General features: G+C 70.2%; 17 protein-coding genes. 10 read left to right on the plus strand and 7 right to left on the minus strand.

Annotated elements, in window-relative coordinates; translation table 11 throughout:
- Positions 1-2: 2 nt before the first annotated feature.
- Both ACFY10_RS04560 and ACFY10_RS04565 read right to left on the minus strand, forming a co-directional pair.
- On the minus strand, positions 3-1,856 hold the full coding sequence (locus ACFY10_RS04560) for an SCO2524 family protein (protein ID WP_390663558.1): 1,854 nt from the start codon (positions 1,854-1,856) through the stop codon (positions 3-5).
- Positions 1,857-1,960: 104 nt separating this feature from the next.
- Positions 1,961-2,755 (minus strand): SCO2525 family SAM-dependent methyltransferase, encoded by a 795-nt coding sequence (locus ACFY10_RS04565; RefSeq protein WP_390663559.1) that lies wholly within the window; start codon positions 2,753-2,755, stop codon positions 1,961-1,963.
- Positions 2,756-3,031: 276 nt separating this feature from the next.
- Here ACFY10_RS04565 and ACFY10_RS04570 point away from each other — a divergent pair, with 276 nt between their 5' ends.
- The gene (locus ACFY10_RS04570) at positions 3,032-3,571 is read left to right on the plus strand and encodes a GNAT family N-acetyltransferase (RefSeq protein WP_390663560.1); all 540 of its coding nucleotides are present in this window, start codon (positions 3,032-3,034) and stop codon (positions 3,569-3,571) included.
- Here the strand turns inward: ACFY10_RS04570 and ACFY10_RS04575 are convergent.
- The gene (locus tag ACFY10_RS04575; protein WP_390663561.1) at positions 3,537-4,199 is read right to left on the minus strand and encodes a response regulator; all 663 of its coding nucleotides are present in this window, start codon (positions 4,197-4,199) and stop codon (positions 3,537-3,539) included. The two genes, ACFY10_RS04570 and ACFY10_RS04575, sit on opposite strands and share 35 nt — an antisense overlap.
- Positions 4,196-5,392: a sensor histidine kinase gene (locus ACFY10_RS04580; protein WP_390663562.1), complete on the minus strand. Its 1,197-nt coding sequence runs from the start codon at positions 5,390-5,392 to the stop codon at positions 4,196-4,198. The genes ACFY10_RS04575 and ACFY10_RS04580 overlap by 4 nt, the downstream gene beginning before the upstream one ends.
- A 133-nt stretch (positions 5,393-5,525) precedes the next feature.
- On the opposite strand from ACFY10_RS04580, the gene ACFY10_RS04585 reads away from it, so the two are divergent.
- The 3 genes from ACFY10_RS04585 (at position 5,526) to ACFY10_RS04595 (ending at position 8,838) form a co-directional block, all read left to right on the plus strand.
- Positions 5,526-6,440 carry an ABC transporter ATP-binding protein gene (locus ACFY10_RS04585; protein ID WP_390663563.1) on the plus strand — a complete coding sequence of 305 codons (915 nt, stop codon included), beginning with the start codon at positions 5,526-5,528 and terminating at the stop codon, positions 6,438-6,440.
- Entirely contained in the window at positions 6,437-7,270 is an 834-nt protein-coding gene (locus tag ACFY10_RS04590) for an ABC transporter permease (protein WP_390663564.1), read from the plus strand. Before ACFY10_RS04585 ends, ACFY10_RS04590 begins: the two co-directional genes overlap by 4 nt.
- Before the next feature lie 92 nt (positions 7,271-7,362).
- Complete coding sequence (locus tag ACFY10_RS04595) at positions 7,363-8,838, plus strand: alpha/beta hydrolase (RefSeq protein ID WP_390663565.1); 1,476 nt, start codon at positions 7,363-7,365, stop codon at positions 8,836-8,838.
- Here the strand turns inward: ACFY10_RS04595 and ACFY10_RS04600 are convergent.
- Positions 8,826-9,944, minus strand: coding sequence for an abortive phage infection protein (locus ACFY10_RS04600; protein WP_390663566.1), 1,119 nt, complete (start codon positions 9,942-9,944; stop codon positions 8,826-8,828). The genes ACFY10_RS04595 and ACFY10_RS04600 overlap by 13 nt on opposite strands.
- A 107-nt stretch (positions 9,945-10,051) precedes the next feature.
- On the opposite strand from ACFY10_RS04600, the gene bla reads away from it, so the two are divergent.
- On the plus strand, positions 10,052-10,969 hold the full coding sequence (gene bla / locus ACFY10_RS04605) for a class A beta-lactamase (protein WP_390664133.1): 918 nt from the start codon (positions 10,052-10,054) through the stop codon (positions 10,967-10,969).
- On the opposite strand, the gene ACFY10_RS04610 is transcribed toward bla, so the two are convergent.
- Together ACFY10_RS04610 and ACFY10_RS04615 are read right to left on the minus strand one after the other, a co-directional pair.
- The gene (locus tag ACFY10_RS04610; RefSeq protein ID WP_390663567.1) at positions 10,966-11,418 is read right to left on the minus strand and encodes a protein-tyrosine phosphatase family protein; all 453 of its coding nucleotides are present in this window, start codon (positions 11,416-11,418) and stop codon (positions 10,966-10,968) included. The two genes, bla and ACFY10_RS04610, sit on opposite strands and share 4 nt — an antisense overlap.
- On the minus strand, positions 11,415-12,113 hold the full coding sequence (locus ACFY10_RS04615) for a FadR/GntR family transcriptional regulator (protein WP_390664134.1): 699 nt from the start codon (positions 12,111-12,113) through the stop codon (positions 11,415-11,417). Before ACFY10_RS04615 ends, ACFY10_RS04610 begins: the two co-directional genes overlap by 4 nt.
- A gap of 140 nt (positions 12,114-12,253) precedes the next feature.
- Here ACFY10_RS04615 and ACFY10_RS04620 point away from each other — a divergent pair, with 140 nt between their 5' ends.
- The 5 genes from ACFY10_RS04620 to ACFY10_RS04640 are packed head-to-tail and all read left to right on the plus strand — an operon-like array spanning position 12,254 to position 18,923.
- Positions 12,254-13,912, plus strand: coding sequence for an ABC transporter substrate-binding protein (locus ACFY10_RS04620; protein ID WP_390663568.1), 1,659 nt, complete (start codon positions 12,254-12,256; stop codon positions 13,910-13,912).
- A 10-nt stretch (positions 13,913-13,922) separates the two neighbouring features.
- The gene (locus ACFY10_RS04625) at positions 13,923-14,885 is read left to right on the plus strand and encodes an ABC transporter permease (RefSeq protein WP_390663569.1); all 963 of its coding nucleotides are present in this window, start codon (positions 13,923-13,925) and stop codon (positions 14,883-14,885) included.
- Entirely contained in the window at positions 14,882-16,939 is a 2,058-nt protein-coding gene (locus ACFY10_RS04630) for a dipeptide/oligopeptide/nickel ABC transporter permease/ATP-binding protein (protein WP_390663570.1), read from the plus strand. Before ACFY10_RS04625 ends, ACFY10_RS04630 begins: the two co-directional genes overlap by 4 nt.
- Complete coding sequence (locus ACFY10_RS04635) at positions 16,936-17,988, plus strand: oligopeptide/dipeptide ABC transporter ATP-binding protein (RefSeq protein WP_390663571.1); 1,053 nt, start codon at positions 16,936-16,938, stop codon at positions 17,986-17,988. Before ACFY10_RS04630 ends, ACFY10_RS04635 begins: the two co-directional genes overlap by 4 nt.
- Positions 17,988-18,923 (plus strand): dihydrodipicolinate synthase family protein, encoded by a 936-nt coding sequence (locus ACFY10_RS04640; protein WP_390663572.1) that lies wholly within the window; start codon positions 17,988-17,990, stop codon positions 18,921-18,923. The genes ACFY10_RS04635 and ACFY10_RS04640 overlap by 1 nt, the downstream gene beginning before the upstream one ends.
- Positions 18,924-19,140: the final 217 nt, after the last annotated feature.

The raw sequence follows: 19,140 nt of genomic DNA on the forward strand, positions 1-19,140 counted from the left end.
TGTCACCGTCCCTGGGCCGCGGCTTCGCGGGCCCGGGTGAGCGAGTCGAGCTGTCCCAGCACGTCGAGCGCCAACGCGTAGGCCGTGCCCGGCTGTTCGCCCAGGAGGCTGCGGGCGCGGCGCAGCTTGACCTCGATGTTCCTGAGTTGCATCCCGTGCCGGCCGTCGTCGCTGGGCGCGGGTTCCATCTGTTCGTTGCCCAGCAAATGCGCGGACTCGCTGAGCAACGCCCCTGCCAGCTCGGTGAGTTCGAGGCTGCGAACCGGTGGCTGCCGGTACATGTCGTAGGCCTGGACCATGACCTCGGCGACCCGCTCGGTGATGCTCCACGACACCGGCACCTTGCGGGTGATGATCTCCGCCTCGGGATAGGCGGCGTGGACGTTGTCCCACAGGCCGGTGCCCTCGCCGTCCCGGATGCGGCGGCGCCACATGTGGTCGAAGATGTCCTCGGCGAGGGTGAGCAGCCGGTCGTGCGAGGCGAGGTTGCGCGAGAGCGCGCGCAGCTGGATGGTCCGCTTCAGCAGCTGCGCCGAGAAGTCGTGCATGGACCACGTCAGCGGCGGGCCGAGCCGCTCGCTGCCCTGCAACGGCAGTTTGACGCCCGCGTTGTGCAGCTCGTAGACCGTGCGGTCGTCGCGCGTCATGCGGCTGGTGATACGGCCGCGTTCGGCGAGGCGTTCCATGACGGTGACGGTGCGGGCCAGGTCGTCGTCGGTGGCCCGGCGGCGCATCAGGTCGTGGACGAGGATGGCGGCGACGGAGAGGGAGAAGTACTCGGACTCCAGCTCCTGTCCCGTCGTACGCCAGGGAATGTCCTCCAGGGGCCAGCGGTCGGGGTCGAAGCGGGCGATGCCGGACCAGTACTGCTGGGTCAGCTCCCAGCGCAGCCGGAGCGCCTCGGCGAGCTTCTGCTGTTCGGTGTTGAGCAGGCCCAGGGTGAGGGTGCGCTCGGAGAACAGGTCCTGGATACCGTCGAGGGCGACCACGGTGAAGTAGAGATATGGCACCGGAGCGGCGGTGCCCCCGGGCTGCGGCCCGACGGGTTCGTCGGTCTCGACCTCGGGGGCGTCCTTCACCAGGCTCCACGCCCAGCCGCACTCGAAGAGCTGGTTCTCGTCCTTGAGGCCTTCCTGGACGTCGATACCGAGGGACAGGCTCTCCACGATCGCGGCGCGCAGGGCGCGGAAGCGGCTCTGGAACATGGTCAGCACCTGACGCTGCGACAGCCGCCCCTGGCCGAGGAGTTCGCAGAGGTTGCGGCCCTGGCTGGAGTCGGTGTCGAAGGCGTTGACGGTGAAGGAGCGCAGCAGGCTCACCATGGCGGCGGTGAGCCGGTTGCTGGTGGCCGCACGCAGTTCGGCGATCGTCTCCTGGATGTCGCTGCGTCTGGTCCTGGTCTCGTAGATCTTGAGGAAGCCGAGCGTGGCCAGGCACAGGGTGATCGACATGGAGAAGGAGTCGACCACGCCGAGTTGGCGTTGTTCCTCGGTGGGCTCCCCCAGGGCCTTGTCTGCGGATCCGAAGTAGTAACCCCCGGAGAAGGTGGGCCTCTTGTCCTCGCCGGTGTGGGTGCGCATGAACTCGGAGGCGGCCTTGACGAGGTTGGCCGGGAGGTCGAGCCGCCCGCCCGCCTTCCTCAGGGCCTGCTGGACGTCCTCCTGTGTGGTGTCCGGATCGTCCAGCCGGAAGGCGGGGATCTCCGTGGCCGGGTACAGCAGGCAGAGCAGCCGCTCGGCGTCCGCGACGCTGCTCTGTCCGCCCCACTCGCCCCAGGCCCACTGCTCCCGCTCGAACGAGTGGCGGGCGATGGCCTGCCAGATGTCCAGCAAATGCTGGCGTGGCTTGATCTGCATCCCATGCCCCTCACACAGGCCGCACTGCCGTCATTTGAGGAATGTCCCTCTTCTTTTGTGAAGACTCTTCGCCGTGGCGAACCACCGGGCCGGACAACCACTGATCAGACGGCCGGAATGCCTGCGTCCGTATTCCGCCGCCAACCGTAGGCCAGGATCATTCCCGAATACCCGTCGCGCACACCTGCCGCAGACTTGAGCCGCCGCACCTCGAAGTCGCCCGCGAATGGTTCGAGGCTCGTACGCACCTCGAATTCTTCCACGTCACAGGCCGGGAAGAACTGTTTCCCGGCGTGATAACCCTTCGAATGTTCCATGAAGGCGGCGACGAAGGGGGCACCGGGGGCCAGGGCGCGCATGAAGCGCTCGACACCCAGCCGAAACTCCTGGTGGGAGGTGGTCATCGACTCGGCGACGAAGAACATGGTCCCCACGGACCAGCGCCCGCCGAAGCGCTCCAGCCCGAAGATGTTGCCCTGCTCGACCTTGACGACCTTGCGGAACCGCTCACGGGGGTCCAACTCGAGGGAGCCGTACGCCTCGTGCTCGCACAGGGCGTTCCAGAACTGGTCCCAGTTCCCGCCGTAGGAGGCGACCTGACCCTCGAGGTACTCCACGTTCGCGGACGAGTGCTCGAAGAGGGTGATCTCGTTGCACCACGGCATCATGGAGAGTGCGGGATAGAGATTCGCCCCGGCACCCACGTCGATGCCGTAAACCGGCCCGACGCCCTGGTTCCGGAAATGACCGCCGAAATGATCCCCGACGATATGCAGGATCTCCGCGTCCTCTGCCTGTAAGTCGCGGTAGTTGTGATCAACGTAGGCGATCGGGTCGAATGAGCTCCAGGGTGCGTCCGCATTCTTCACCTGGGCATCCCCCGACGATCTCAAGGTCATTTACCTACGGTACCAACACGGGAGGCCCTCCGGATCCCCCTGAGGTCAATGTCCCGAGAATTACGTCATGTCCCGGCAGCGGGACGGGGCGCACTGGGGGCGCACCGTGGCGAATGCATTCGTGCGACCTGATCCGGCCTTGAACGGCCGGATTGTCCCGCTCAAGATGGTCGGAACTCTGCCGAACACACCAGAAAAGGCAGACAACAGGCGTCTCACCCGTACCACCCGTACGGGTGTCAACGTGCCCTTGACTCCCAACCCGCAGGGGGCGGTATGACGGCTCTTCCAGAGAAACGTTTACCTTCCACGGCCGACCGCACCACCGATCGCCGGCTGACGATGAGGGGCGTCGTCGAGGCCGATCTGCCCGAACTCCACCGCGTCGACAGGGAGGCCTTCCCCGAGGAGCCGTACCACTACTTCGAACTGCGCCAGAGCTACGACATCCACGGCGACCGCATCCTCGTCCTCGACGACGGCGAGAGCCTGCACGGCTACGTCCTGTTCGTCACCACCTCGGACGGGTACGTGAACTGGGTCAAGAGCCTCGCCGTCACCCCCGAACTGCGCGGCCGCGGGCTGGGCCGCCGGCTGATGCTCGAGGTGCTGCGCCGGTTGCGCGCCGAGGGCGTCCACCAGGTCCGCCTGACGGTGGAACCGACGAACGCGACCGCGATCACCCTGTACCGGTCACTGGGCTTCGCGTTCGAGGGAGGGGTGCGCAAGGGCTATTTCGGGCCCGGGGAGGACCGGTTCATCATGACGCTGGGGCTGCAGGTCAGGGGGACACCAGCCCCGCCTCGTACGCCATGATCACCAGCTGAACCCGGTCTCTCGCATCCAGCTTGGTCAGCAGGCGGGTGAGGTACGTCTTCACCGTGGCCACGCTGATGCACAGCTCGGTGGCGATCTCGGTGTTGGACAGGCCGCTGCCGACCAGGGTGAGGACCTCGCGTTCGCGGTCCGTGATGCCCTTCAACTCCCGGCGTTTCACGGCCGGTTCGGGGCGGGACGCGAAGTCCTGGATCAGGCGGCGGGTCACGCTCGGCGCGATGAGCGCGTCGCCTGCCGCCACCACCCTCACGGCCGCGATGATGTCGTCCAGCGCCATGTCCTTGACCAGGAAGCCGGACGCGCCGGCGCGCAGCGCCCCGTACACGTAGGCGTCGTCGTCGAAGGTGGTCAGGACGACCACCCGCACATCGGTCCGTGTCTCCGTGATCCGCCGCGTCGCCTCGATGCCGTCCATCCCCGGCATGCGGATGTCCATCACCACCACGTGGGGGTCGAGTTCGCCGGCCAGCCGTACCGCGTCCTTGCCCGTCGCCGCCTCGCCGATGACCTCCACGTCCTCGATGTCGGCCATGACCATGCTCAGTGCGGTGCGGATGAGTTCCTGGTCGTCGACGAGGAGGACGCGGACCGTCGGGGCCTCGGTCATCGGACGGCCACCGGGAGCGGCAGACGGGCCGTCACGCGGAAGCCGCCCTCGGGACGCGAGGCCGCCGTGAACTCGCCGTGCAGCAGGGCCACTCGCTCGCGCATGCCGGCCAGGCCGAACCCGGTGTCGGTCGAGCTGCCGGACCCCGCGCCGTCGTCCGTGATCTCCAGAGTGAGCTCGTCGTCGCGGTAGTCCAGGGTGACCCGGCACGCGCGCGTACCCGCGTGCCGTACGACATTGGTGACGGACTCCTGGATGATCCGGAACGCCGACAGGTCGATGTCGGGCGGGAGTTGGCGTGCCTCGCCGAGCCGCCGTACCTCCACCCGGACGCCCGCGGCCGTCGTCGTGGCCGCCATCCGGTCGACGTCCGCCAGTCCCGCGGGGGCGAGGTCCGGGTCCTGGCCCGCGTCCGCCGCGCGCAGGGCGACCAGCATGCGGCGCAGGCCGGCCAGGGTCTGGCGGCCCTCGTTCTCCACCGCCCGCATCGCCGTCAGCGCCGCCTCGGGATGCGCGGTCGCGACCCGGGAGGCCGCCCCGGCCTGCAGGGCGATGATGCCGATGCTGTGCGCGACCGTGTCGTGCATCTCGCGGGCTATGCGCAGGCGTTCGGCGGTGACCGCCTGGGCCGCGTGCTCGGCGCTGAGCCGCTCGGCGTGCACGCGGGACTGGTGCGCGGAGCTGCCGAGGAGCCAGACGATCACGGTCACCAGGGCGACGGCCAGTTCGGCGGAGGTGCTGACGATCCAGTTGTGCAGCATGCGTATGACTATGTACGCGATCAGGGTGCCGACCGCCATGGCCAGGGCGATGAGCGCGGTGCGCCGTGGATAGGCGGACGCGACGAAGTACAGGGCCACCATGGTCGCGAGGTACTGCGCCATCGGCAGCCCGGCGACGCCGAGGGTGGTCGTCTCGAAGACCGCCGCCAGGATCGTCATGGCGGTCGCGAGCAGCGGCCTGCGGTGCAGCAGCCTGCCGCCCTGCAACGCCATCGCGGTCGACAACAGGAGGAACGTGAGCCCGTCCCAGCGGTACAACTGGGCCGCCGGCCACTGCGCCGGCATCATCTCGCCGGGCAGCCGGAAGGTCGTCAGCAGGGTGAACAGCACGCTCGCGCACCACACGATCGCCGTCCACCCGGCCGGCGACACGCGTTTGACCAGGGGCGGCGGAGGCGAAGTGGCGGGCATGCCGCGATCGTAGGCCGGGCGCCGGGCCCGGTCATCGGCCCGTGGACGTACAACCAGGGTCGACAGCCGGACCGTACGAGTGTCAGCCCCCGCCCGATGCCCCGCACCCGCCGCCCGCGCGACCGTGGTCCGCATGATCGAAGTCGAGCAACTCACCAAGCGGTACGGCCCTACGACCGCCGTCCGCGACCTGTCCTTCACCGTCCGCCCCGGCCATGTCACGGGCTTCCTCGGCCCGAACGGCGCGGGCAAGACCACGACCCTGCGGATGCTGCTCGGGCTCGTCGAACCGAGCGGCGGCACCGCCACGGTCAGCGGCCGCTCGTTCCGCCGCCACCCGCGCGGCCTGCGCCACGTCGGCGCCCTCCTCGACGCCCATGACGTGCACGGCGGGCGGAGTGCGCGGGCGCATCTGCACGCGCTGGCCCGCAGCAACCGCATCCCGAAGGCGCGGGTGGACGAGGTGCTCGCCGAGGTGGGGCTCACCGGCTCCGCGGCCCGGCGTCGGGTCGGCACCTTCTCCCTCGGCATGAAGCAGCGGCTCGGCATCGCGGCCGCGCTGCTCGGCGATCCGCCGGTGCTGATGTTCGACGAGCCGCTCAACGGACTTGATCCGGAAGGGGTGTTGTGGGTACGGGGACTGTTCCGCAGGCTCGCCCACGAAGGCCGTACCGTCTTCGTCTCCAGCCATCTGATGTCGGAGATGGAGAACACCGCCGACGAGCTGATCGTCATCGGGCGCGGGGAGCTCATCGCCGCCGAGAGTCTGGTGCAGTTCGCCGCGCGCGGGACGGCGCCCACGGTGACGGTGCGGTCGCCGGACGCCGGGGCGCTGGCCGTCGTACTGGCCGCGGAGGGTGCGGTGGTGGCGCCGTGCGGCGAGGAGACGCTGAAGGTCGACGGGCTCGACGCCGTCCGGGTCGGCGAGCTGGCGCACGAACACCGCTTCCTGCTCTGGGAGTTGGCCACGCAGACGGCCTCGCTGGAGACCGCGTTCATGGAACTGACCGCCGACAGTGTCGAGTACCTCGCAGGAGAGCCCCGATGACCACCGCCCTCGCCCTGCCGGCCGCCCGCTTCACCGACCTGCTCGCCGCCGAGTGGATCAAACTCCGTTCCCTGCGCTCCACTTACTGGGCCTTCGGCTGCGGTGCCCTGGCCGTCGTCGGCTTCAACGCGAACGCGGCCCGCGCCGACTACGTCAACTTCCCGCGCTACGGCGGGCCGATCCGCGAAGGCTTCCTGTACTGGGCGCTGCGGGACGCCTTCACCCCCGGTTCCGCCATGATCCTGGTGCTGGCGTGCGCGGGCATCGGCGCGATCACGATCGTCGGCGAGTACGCGACGGGCCTGGTCCGTACGACCTTCACCGCCGTGCCGGACCGGCGTGCCCTGATGGCCGCGAAGGTGGTAGTACTGACGGCGGTGATGACGGCGTTCGGCGCGGTCGTCGCCGGCGCGTCCTACGCCGCGTCGCAGGCCATCCTCGACGGCCGTGGCCTGGGCGTACCGATCGGCCACCCGGGCGCCTGGCGAGTGGCGGTGGCGTCGGCGCTGCTCGCCCCGGTGAGCGCGCTGATCGGCATGGGCATGGGGGCACTGATCCGGCACAGCGCCACGACGATGGTCCTGACGACGGGCATCCTGCTGCTCCTGCCGTCCTTCATCACCGAGCGCTACCACTGGACGGCGTGCGTCAGGAACGCTCTTCCGTTCAACGCCTGGGTGCGGCTCGTCGACGTGGGCTACGGGCACGAGCCCTACACCCTGGTCCCGAAGTATCCGACGACCGTCGCGGGCGGGTGGGTCGTGTTCGCGGTGTGGGCGGCGGTCGCGGCCGTCGTGGCGGTGGTGGCCGTGGACCAGCGGGACGTATGAGAAACCCTGCGCCCGGACGGGGGTAAACCCCCCTGCCGACAAGGCTGTTGACCGGATGTGATGCGCGGGCGGCGTCCGGGAGCCTCGTACCCATGAAGGAGATCACGAAGAGCGCAGCCCTGATAGCCGCCGCCTCCGGCATCGTCTTCGGTGCCGTCACGCCCCTCACCGCGTCCGCCGCCGACACCTCACTGAAGTGGACCAAGTGCACGGGCAGCGGCCTCGACCCCCGCCAGCAGTGCGCGACCCTCGAAGTGCCCATGGACTACGCCCGCCCCGGCGGGCCGAAGATCGACCTGGCCCTCTCCCGCATCCCCAGCGAGAAACCGTCCGCCCGCCGGGGCGCGCTGCTGCTGATCCCCGGCGGCCCGGGCGGCACCAGCCTCGGCGACCCCTCCGGCAAGGGGCAGAAGCTGCCGCAGGCCGTGCGGGACACGTACGACCTGATCGGGTTCGCGCCGCGCGGCAACGCGCCCTCCACGGCCCTCAGTTGCGGCCTCGACCGTGCCGACCTGGCCCTGTCGAAGCTGCGCCCCTGGCCCGCCCCCGACGGTTCCGTCACCGAGAACATGAGCAACGCCCGGCGGCTGTCCGGCGACTGCGCCCGCAACGGCGGCGAGCTGATGCGACACCTCACCACCAAGAACAACGCCCGGGACATCGACCGCATCCGCGCCGCGCTCGGCGAGCGCAAGCTGTCCGCGTGGGGCGTCTCGTACGGCACGTATGTCGGCGCCGCCTACAACGAGATGTTCCCGCAGCACACCGACCGCATCGTGCTGGACAGCAACGACAACCCCGACCCGGTCCGGGCGGAGCGGGCCTGGCTCGCCGCGTACGAGGCGGGCGTCGAGGACAACTTCCCCGAGTTCGCCAAGTGGGCGTCCGCACCCGGCAATCCGTACCGGCTGGCCGGAACGGCCGCCGAGGTCCGCCCGCTCTTCCTCCGCCTCGCCGCCCGTCTGGACCGTGAGCCGATCCCCTGGCCCGGCGCCAGCCCGGAGGAACTGAACGGCAACGTGTTGCGCCAGACGATGCTGGACAGCCTCTACGACCCCGACGAATACCCCACCCTGGCCAAGCTGATCGCGGCTGCCCGCAAGGGCACCGTCCCGCCCGCGCCGCCGTCCCCGCCGGACGCCGTCATGCAGAACGTCGTCGCGGTCGGCGCCGCCACCGTCTGCAACGACGCCGCGTGGCCGCGCGATGCCGCCACTTACCAGAAGGGCGTCGACGCCAGCCGCGCCAAGTACCCGCTGACCGCGGGCCTGCCGAGGAGCGCGATGGTGTGCGCCGCCTGGCCGTGGCAGCCGAAGGAGAGTCCGGTGCGGATCACCGACCGGGGCCCGTCCAATGTCCTGCTCGTACAGAACAAGCGGGACGTGGCCACGCCCCTGAGCGGCGCCCTGAAGCTCCGCGCGGCCCTCGGCCGCCGTGCCGTCATGGTGACCGTGAACTCCACCGGGCACGAGGCCTATCTCGAGAACGGCAACGCGTGCGGCGACGAGACGGTCTCGCGGTTCCTGGCCACGGGCGAGCGGCCGCGGCGGGACGTCTACTGCAAGTGAGCACACCGGCTGTAGCGGCGGGCGAGCGCATGGAACGCCTCCTTCGGCTCCCAGTGCCAGCCCGAACGGGGGTCGTCGGGGCGGTCCTTGATGGTCTTCGTGATGCTGTAGCTCGCCATGTCGAGGTCGTAGCGCGGGTTGTCGGTGCAGTGCGGGGCGTCCGGGGTGACGAACTCGAAGGCCATCGCCGCGTACAGGCCCATGGACTCGAAGACCTCCAACAGGTCTGCCAGGTAGGCGGCTTGGGTGTGTTCGCTGCGGACGAGGTGGCCCTTGATCTCCTGCGGGTCCTTGTCGTAGTCGACGACGTTCCAGCCCATGCCGCCCGCCTGGGGAGCGCCCTTGTAGGTACAGGTTCCGAACTCGGTGATCGCGAGGGGCTTGCCCCAGCGCAGGTAGCGCCTCAACTCCCGTACATAGTCGGTGTGATGACGGAAGTACGAGTAGTAGTCGATGCCGACGACGTCGAAGAGCCGCCAGTCCACCTTGTCGTCCTGGGCGGCGGCGTAGCTGAGGTTCCCGTGGAAGACGGACCGGCCGACGGCCGCCGCCCTCGCGGTGAAGCGGTCGAGGCGGCGCTGCATCTGCACGGGGTCGAAGGTGCCGTTCAGCATGTTCTGCACCCGCTCCAGGACCGTCTCCCCCGGCACGATCCCGGGCACGAAGAGCCAGAACTCGCAGCCCACGCTGAAGTCGACGCTCGCGCCCTGCCGCCGCAGCCGCTCCGCGAACCGGCCGCACTCGGCCAGGTGCTCGAGGGTGTCGCGCTGCGGGGCGTCCGCGAGGGTCGGCTGGAGCCATACGTGCAGCCCGCGTTCGGCGGCCTCGGCGGCGGTGGCGGTGAGGCGTTCGACGCCGTCGCCGGTGACGTCGACGGTGTCGGCGTGCAGTTCGTCGCGGATGGCGCGGATGTCCCGGCGCATCCGGGCGGCGCTCCACGCGGTCCCCGGGGTCTCCCCCTCGCCGACGGTGTACACGACGCCACGGTGGCGCAGTCCACGGCCGGTTGCCGCGGCCGGGCGGGACGGCAGCACCGCCGCCGACAGACCGAGGGCCGCCGCCCCCGCGAGGAACTGCGCCCGATTGATCCCCTTCGTCTTCTCCATGCCTCCCACTGTGGCGAGGACGGGCCCGCGCCGCCGTCCGCCGATGGTCTACGGCACGGCAACCAAGGGATGACGTACGGCGTCGATCATTGAAAGGACGATCAGAGATCGTCGCACCGTATCGAGCGAAGTATCGAGCGAAGGAGAGCAAGATCTTAGGCCGACGCACCCTGCTCACCGCAGGCACCGCCACCGCCGCGGCGCTCCTCACGAGCGCCCCCGCCCTCGCCGCCGGCAGAGATGTCACCGACCGCCTGCGCGAGCTGGAACAGCAACACGGCGCCCGTCTGGGCGTGTTCGCGCACAACGTCCGTACGCAGCAGACCGTCACCCACCGCGCCGACGAACGCTTCCCCCTCTGCTCGCTCTTCAAGACCCTGGCCGCGGGAGCCGTTCTGCGCGACCTGGACCGGCACGGCGAGGTCCTCGCCCGCCGCATCCACTACACCGAGGCCGACCTCGTCGACGGCTCGGACAAGACCAGGGAACACCTGGCGGACGGCATGACCGTCGCCGAGCTGGCCGACGTGGCCATCCGCTACAGCGACAACACCGCCGGCAACCTGCTCCTGCGAGAGCTGGGCGGCCCCACCGCCATCACCCGGTTCGCCCGCTCGATCGGCGACCCGGTGACCCGACTCGACCGCTGGGAGACCGACCTCAACTCGGCGGAACCGTGGCGGATCACGGACACGACGACCCCGCGCGCGATCGGACACTCGTACGCCCGACTGGTCCTGGGCGACGCCCTCTGCCGACCGGACCGCGAACTCCTCACCCACTGGCTGCTGTCCAACACCACCAGCGGCAACCGCCTGCGCGCCGGCCTCCCGAAGACGTGGACGGTCGCCGACAAGACCGGCGCGGGCTCCTACGGCACGAACAACAACGTGGGCATCGCCTGGACCCCGGACGGCACCCCGGTCGTGCTCGCCGTGCAGGTGACGAAACCGGACCAGGCCGCGGAGTGGGACCACCCACTGATCGCCGACACGGCGGCCCTGCTGGCGGAGGTCCTCGGCTAGAACCTCCGGACGTACCGCTTCTGCCACGGCGTCTCCACCGCGCGCCGGTCGTAGTGACGCCGTACGAAGTCCACGGCCTCCTCGGCCGGTACGCCGTCCAGGACCGCCAGACACGCCAGCGCCGTGCCGGTCCGCCCGCGCCCGCCCCCGCAGGCGACCTCGACCCGCTCGGTCGCCGCCCGCTCCCAGGCCTCGGTCAGCGCCGCGCGGGCGGCCGGGCGGTCGGCCGGCAGGCGGAAGTCGGGCCAGCGGACCCAGGTGAACTCCCAGGGGACGGGCGGGGGTTCGCTGCCGAGGAGGTAGAGGGCGTACGAGGGCGTGGGCGCGCCCGGGTCGAGGGGGTGCCGCAGCCCGCGGCCCCGCACCAGCCGGCCCGAGGGCAGCCGCAGCACACCCGGGTCCGTGGGGTGCCAGGTGCCTGTGTGCTTGCCCTTGTCGGCGTCCGTCACCGGGTCAGCGTACGGGCCTCGATCCCGCGGAAGTGGTGTGCCATCGCGCGCTGGGCGCCCTCGGCGTCCCCGGCCCGCAGGGCCGTCACGATGTCCCGGTGGCGGCGGACCGTCACCTCGGGTGCCGGGTCGTCCGTCCAGCCGCGGGCGCCCGCGACCCTGCGGAACACGGTCCAGAAGGCCCCCAGCAGCTGGGGCACGAACGCGTTGCCAAGGGAGGCGTAGAGCAGCTCGTGGAACTCGCGGTCGAGTTCGGGGAACGGGCGCTCCGCCCGGACCGCCGCCTCCATCCGGGCCACGACCGCTTCCAGCGCGTCCAGCTCCGCCTCGGTGACCGTCCCCGCGATCCGCCGGACCAGCCCCTCCTCCAGCACCTCCCGCACCTGCAGGATCTCGGCGAGCGCCCCGGTGTCGTCGTCGTGCCGGGCCAGGGTGCGGAAGGTGAGGCCGTCGACGAGGGGGGTCAGGGACGCCTGGCCGACATACGTGCCGTAGCCGTGTCTGATCTCCACGATGTCCAGCGCCTGGAGTGCCTTGAGGGCCTCGCGCACGGAGTTGCGGCTGACGCCGAGGCCCTCCATCAGTTCGGCCTCGGTGGGCAGCGGGGCGCCGGGGCCGAGCCTGCGGTCGAGGATCAGCTGCACGACCTCGCGCCGTATCCGGCTGTTCCTCGACTCCTCGGACATGCGCGGCATCGTACGCGCGCCGGACGTCCCACGTCCCATGTCCGGCGGTGACATGCGCCAACTCCCGCCATTTCATACCGCCATTGGCCCGACCTCTGGCGGCTACGCCATTCGTGTTCGATCCCTTGACCGCCCTCGAAGCCCCTCTTATGGTCGCGGCTGACGCAGGACGTAGGACGTCGTATCTCCTCACTCTCGCTGGAGGAACCGTGCATCGCCGGACCTTCCTGAAGTACACCGGCGCGCTGGGTGCGGCCACCGCCGTCTCCGCGTCGCTGTCGGCCTGTTCGTCCGGGCCCCAGTCCACCAACGACACCGGCGGCGGGGGCGGCAAGGACCGCACGCTGACGGCGGTCATCGGCTACGGCAACGACGGCACCTGGGATCCCACACAGACCGCGTCCGCCTTCTGCATGGCCGCCAACAACCACATCTACGAGGGTCTGCTCGACACCGACCCGATCTCCCGCAAGCCGTACGCGGCGCTGGCGACCCAGGTGCCGACGGACCTGAACGCCACCTCCTGGAAGTTCACCCTGCGGGCGGGTGCGAAGTTCCATGACGGGAAGCCCGTCACCGCCGACGACGTCGTCTTCGTCTTCGACCGCATCCTCGACCCGAAGACCCAGACCCTCGCCAAGGGCTTCTTCGCCAGCTGGCTGAAGGAGGTCCGGAAGATCGGCGCGCAGAGCGTCGAGCTGGTGCTCAAGTTCCCCTTCCCGGACGGGCTTTCCCGGCTCACTCTCGCGAAGATCATGCCGAAGCACGTCTTCTCGAAGCCGGGCGCCTGGGACAAGGCCATCACGGGTCTCGCGATCGGCTCGGGACCGTACGAGCAGACCGCGCACCACCCGAAGTCGAACACCACCTTCGAGGCGTTCGCCGACTACAACGGCCCGCACCCGGCGGCCTTCAAGAAGATGAACTGGCTGACGATCGTGGACGCCGCCCCGCGCGTCGCCAGGATCTCGGGCTCCAGCGCGGGCGCGCAGATCTCCGACAACATCCCGTACGCCAACATCGAGCAGCTCAAGAGCGGTGGGCTGACGGTCGCGGGCGGGGCCGGCATGAACAACCTGTTCCTGATGTTCAACACCAAGCACAAGCCGTTCGACGACGTACGGGTGCGGCAGGCGCTGCACTACGCCATCGACACCGAGAAAATGGTGCAGGTCGCGCTGAAGGGGCACGGGAAGCCGTCGTCCTCGTTCCTGAACGAGGGCAACCCCAGCTACCGGCGGGCGAAGACCGTCTACGACTACGACCCCGAGAAGGCGAAGGCCCTGCTGAAGGCGGCCGGGGTCAAGAACCTCAGCATCAACATCCTCGCCGTGAACGTGAGTTGGATCGTCGACTGCCTGCCGACCATCAAGTCCTCCTGGGACGCGATCGGGGTCCGCACGACCCTCTCGCCGCAGGAGACCACCGCCGTCTTCACCAAGATGGACCAGAAGCAGGACTACCAGGTCGTCGCCGCGGCCTCGAACCCCAACCAGTTCGGCCTCGACGCCGACCTGATCATGCACTACAACTACGGGCCCACCAACCTGTGGATGGGATACGCACGTTGGGCGGACAACGCCGTCGCCAAGCAGCTCTTCAAAGACATGGACCGGGCCACCCAGGAGCCCGACCCGGCGAAGAAGAAGGCGATCATCCAGGACTACCTCGACGTCGTCGCCGAGCAGGCCGTCCTCTACCCGGTCGTCCACAACGAGCTGATGACCGCCTGGGACCCGAAGAAGCTGACGGGGATAAGGGCACAGCCGTATCCCGGGATCAACCTGTTGCAGGCCAAGTGGGTCTAGGAGCGGGCTCGTGATCGCCGTCGTCCGGATCCTGCTCCGCCGTATCGCCCTGCTCGTGCCGCTGATGCTCGGCATCGTGCTGTTCGTGTTCCTGGTGATGCGCTTCTCGGACGTCGACCCGGCGTCCGCGTTCTTCCAGGGCGCGAACCCCACCCCACAGCAGCTGCACGACTTCCGCGAGCAGAACGGCCTCCTCGACCCGCTGCCCGTGCGCTACGTCCACTTCGTCGGCGACCTGCTCCACGGCGACATGGGCACCAGCGCCCTGACCCGCGCCCCCGTGATCAACCAGGTCACCACCGCGCTGCCGCTCACCCTCCAGCTCACCTTCCTGGGCCTCGGCATCGCGGTGGTGCTGTCGCTGGTCGGCGGGGTGACCGCGGCGATCTACCGGGACCGGCTGCCCGACCAGATCATCCGGGTGGTCTCGCTGACCGGCGTGGCGGCCCCCGGCTTCTGGCTGGCGCTGCTGATGATCCAGTACCTGGCGGTCGACCTGGGCTGGTTCCCGACCGGCGGCTACATCAACCCCGCCGACTCCTTCACCGGCTGGCTCAAGACGATGACCCTGCCGGCGCTGGCGTTGTCCCTTCCGGTGGCGGCCCAGCTCACCCGCGTCGTGCGGACATCCGTGGTCGAGGAACTGGACAAGGACTACGTCCGCACGGCGATCGGCAGCGGACTGCCGCCGCGGGTGGTGGTCGGCCGGAATGTGCTGCGCAACGCCCTCATCAACCCGCTCACCGTCCTGGGCCTGCGCGTCGGGTATCTGCTCGGCGGTGCGGTCGTCATCGAGACGATCTTCTCGCTCCCCGGCATGGGCAAGCTGATGATCGACGCCGTGAAGAACGGCGACCCGGCCGTCGTCCAGGGCGTCGTGCTGACCACGGCGACCGGCTTCGTCGTGGTCAACCTCGTCATCGACATCCTCTACCTGCTGGTCAACCCGCGACTGAGGGATACGACCGCATGATCACGCAGTTCACGCGCAAGAGCCTCACCGAGGCACTGTCCCGGCCCGGCATCCGCCTGCGCGGCCGGCGCCGGCTGCCGCCGCTGTCGAAGGTCGCGGTCTGCTTCCTGGCCGTCGTGCTCCTCGTGGCGCTCCTCGCGCCGCTGCTCGCACCGGACGACCCGCTCGACCAGCAGGCGCCCGTCGACGGCACCGGGCACCCGTCCGCCGACCACTGGATGGGCCAGGACAGCCTCGGCCGGGACATCCTCAGCCGGCTGATGTACGGCGCGCGTTGGTCGCTCGCGATCGGCCTCGGCGCGACGGCCCTCGCACTGGTGGTCGGGGCGCTGATCGGGGCGGTCGCGGCCACCTCCCGCAAGGGTGTCGACGAGACGCTGATGCGCTGCCTGGACGTGGTGATGGCGTTTCCCGGCATCGCGCTCGCGGCCGTCCTGGTGGCCGTGTTCGGCGGCGGGATCACGGTCCTCATCTGCGCGATCGCGTTCCTGTTCATGCCGCCGGTGGCAAGGGTCGTACGGGCGAACGTCCTCGACCAGTACGGCGAGGACTATGTGACGGCGGAGCGGGTGATCGGCGCCCGGACGCCGCACATCGTGCTGAAGCATGTCGCCGTCAACTGCGCCGCGCCCGTGCTGGTGTTCTGCACGGTGCAGGTCGCCGAGGCCATCGTCTTCGAGGCGTCGCTGTCCTTCATCGGGGCGGGGGTGCGTCCTCCGGACCCGTCGTGGGGCAGTGTCATCGCCGACGGCAAGGACATGGTGCTGACCGGGGGTTGGTGGGCCACGGTCTTCCCGGGTCTGCTCATTCTGGTGACCGTGCTGTCGCTGAACATCCTGTCGGAGGGGGTGTCGGACGCGTGGGCGGCACCGCCGGCCCGGGAGGTCGACGTACGCCAGGACGACGACCGGCTGGAGGCCGCGGAGCCCGGCAGCGGTGAGGTGTTGCAGTTGCCTGGGCTGGCGGCTGCGGGGGCGCGGCTGCGGGCTCGGAACGCCGAAGGGGGTGCCGCGACAGGCCGTCGGGCGGGTGCGGCTGCATCTGGGCTGGTCGCGCAGTTCCCCGCGCCCCTTCGGGGCGCTGCACAGCCGCCCGTCCTAGCAGTCGAGGACCTTGCCATCGGGTTCGAAGGGCGGCACGGCGGGGTCGACATCGTCGACGGGATCAGCTTCGAGGTGCGGGCCGGGGAAGTGCTGGGGCTGGTCGGTGAGTCGGGCTGTGGGAAGTCGCTGACCGCGCTGGCGATCATGGGACTGGAGCCGAAGGGCGCCCGGATCCGCGGCCAAGTCCGCTTCAACCAGCGGGAGTTGCTGGCCGAGACGATGAAGGCGCGGCGTCGGCTTCTCGGTCACGAGATGGCGATGATCTATCAGGACGCGCTGTCGTCCCTCAACCCCGCGATGACGATCCGGGCCCAGCTGAAGCAGGTCGTACGGCGTGGAGGGCGCCGTACCCCCGCCGAGCTGCTGGCGATGGTCGGCCTCGACCCCGACCGCACCCTGCGCAGCTATCCGCACGAACTCTCCGGCGGCCAGCGCCAGCGCGTGCTGATCGCCATGGCCCTGTCCCGCGACCCGAAGCTGATCGTCGCCGACGAGCCGACGACGGCGCTGGACGTGACGGTCCAGGCGCAGGTCATAGAGCTGCTGCTGCGACTGCGCGAGGAGCTGGGCTTTGCGCTGATCCTGGTCTCGCACGACCTGGCGCTGGTCGCGGACGTCACCGACCGGGTGGTGGTGATGTACGGCGGGCAGATCGTGGAGACGGGCGTGACCGCCGACCTGGTGGAGGCGCCGGCCCACCACTACACGCGCGGCCTGCTCGGCAGCGTGCTGTCGCTGGAGTCGGCGGCCGAGCGGATGACGCAGATCAGAGGCGTGGTCCCCTCCCCCGCGGACTTCCCGGCGGGCTGCCGCTTCGCCGACCGCTGCCCGCTCGCGACCGACGTCTGCCGCACCACCCCGCCCGACCTGCTGGGCACGCCGACGCACACGGCGGCCTGTCACCATCCGGCGGTCGAGCTCGTCACGTCGGAGCCGGAGGCTGTGCAGTGAACGCGATCGTGGAGCTGTCCGACGCCCATGTCGTCCACAAGGCGCGCAGTGGCGGCCTGTTCACCCGGGACAAGGTGTACGCGCTCACCGGCGCCGACCTCGGCATCGCGCCCGGCGAGACGGTCGGCGTCGTCGGCGAGTCCGGGTGCGGCAAGTCGACGCTGGCGAAGGTGCTGGTGGGCGTGGTGCGGCCGACCTCCGGCACGGTGTCCTTCCAGGGCCGGGACCTGTGGTCGATGCCGGCCGCCGAACGCAGGGCGGCCGTCGGCGGCAGCACCGGCATGATCTTCCAGGACCCGTCGACGGCCCTGAACCGGAGGCTGCCGGTACGGCAGATCCTGCGGGACCCGCTGGACGTGCACAACCGGGGAACCAGGCCCCAACGCGAGGACCGGGTAAGGGAGTTGATGTCCCTGGTTGGCCTCCCCCGGGCCCTGGCAGACGCCCTGCCCGGCCAGCTGTCGGGCGGCCAGCGCCAACGAGTCGCGATCGCGCGGGCGCTGGCGCTGGACCCCGGCCTGGTGGTGGCCGACGAACCGACGAGCGCCCTGGACGTGTCGGTACGTGCCCAGATCCTCAACCTGCTCCTGGACCTGAAGGAACGCCTGGGCCTGGCGCTGGTCTTCGTCTCGCACGACATCCAGACGGTACGGCGGATGAGCGACCGCGTGATCACCATGTACCTCGGCCGGATCGTCGAGGAGTCCCCGGCCGCGGACGTCACGGACCGCGCCCGGCACCCGTACACCCGCGCCCTGTTCTCGGCGACCCCCGGCCTCCTGAACCCCATCGAACCCATCCCCCTTACCGGCCCGGTGCCGTCGGCGACGCGACCGCCGAGCGGGTGCCCGTTCCGTACGCGGTGCTGGAAGGCGGACGAGATGTGCGCGGCGGAAATGCCGGACTTTTCCGCCGCGTCGAGCCCGGGCCACCGGTTTCGCTGCCACCATCCTGTAGAGGAGGACGCCTCAACCCGCGACCTCGTACGACAGAACCACCAGAACCACGAGAACCACGAGAGTCACCCCAGTCATCCCAGGGAGCCTTGATGACCTTTCCCGCCCCGCTCACCGGTGTCGTCCCGCCCGTCTGCACGCCCCTGACACCGGACCGCGAGGTGGACGTCCCCTCCCTGCTCAGGCTGGTCGACCACCTGGTGGGGGGCGGGGTGCACGGGCTGTTCGTGCTGGGGTCGTCCTCGGAGGCGGCGTATCTGACGGACAGTCAGCGGAGGCTGGTGGTGGAGGCGGTGGTGGCCCATGTGGGCGGTCAACTGCCGGTACTGGCCGGGGCGATCGACATGACGACGCCGAGGGTGCTGGATCATGTGGCGGCGGTGACGGCTGCCGGCGCGGACGCGGTGGTGGTGACGGCACCGTTCTACGCGGGGACGCATCCGGTGGAGATCGCGCGGCACTACCGCGTGATCGCGGCCGCGTCGCCGGTGCCGGTGGTCGCGTACGACATCCCGGCCGCCGTGCACACGAAACTGCCCGCGGACGTCGTCCTCGACCTGGCCGCCGAAGGCGTGCTCGCGGGGCTCAAGGACTCCAGCGGCGATCTGGCCGGCTTCCGCGCCGTCGTCACCGGGGCCCGCAACCGGTCCGACATCGGTGGTTTCAGTGTCCTCACCGGCTCGGAACTGATCATCGACGCGGCGCTCGCGGTGGGCGCGGACGGGGCTGTGCCCGGGCTCGCCAATGTCGACCCTCATGGGTACGTCCGCCTCGACGGGCTGTGCCGGTCGGGGGACTGGGAGCGGGCTCGGGCCGAACAGGAGCGGTTGTGTGCGCTGTTCGGGATGGTGCGGGTCGGGGATCCGGGGCGGATGGGGGGTAGTTCGTCGGCGCTGGGGGCGTTCAAGGCGGCGCTGCATCTTCGGGGGGTGATCGGCTGTGCGGCGACGGCGGAGCCTCAGGTGCCGTTGTCGGCGGAGGAGGTGGAGCGGGTGGGGAAGTTCCTGGCGGCGGCGGGGCTCCTGTAGGGGTTTTTTCGCCCCCGCCGCCCCTACCCGTCCCGTACCGGGGGCCAGCCCCCGGACCCCCGCTCCTCAAACGCCGGAGGGGCTGAATTTTCGCCGACCGGGCCTGATCTTCTTCGCCGGCCGGGGCTTGATCTTTCAGCCCGTCCGGCGTTTGAGGACGAGGCCGTTCAGGCCGAAGCGGGGGTCTGAGGGCGGCAGCCCCCAGGGACGGGACGGG

The sequence above is a fragment of the Streptomyces sp. NPDC001401 genome (genome assembly GCF_042895385.1).
Lineage (GTDB): Bacteria > Actinomycetota > Actinomycetes > Streptomycetales > Streptomycetaceae > Streptomyces.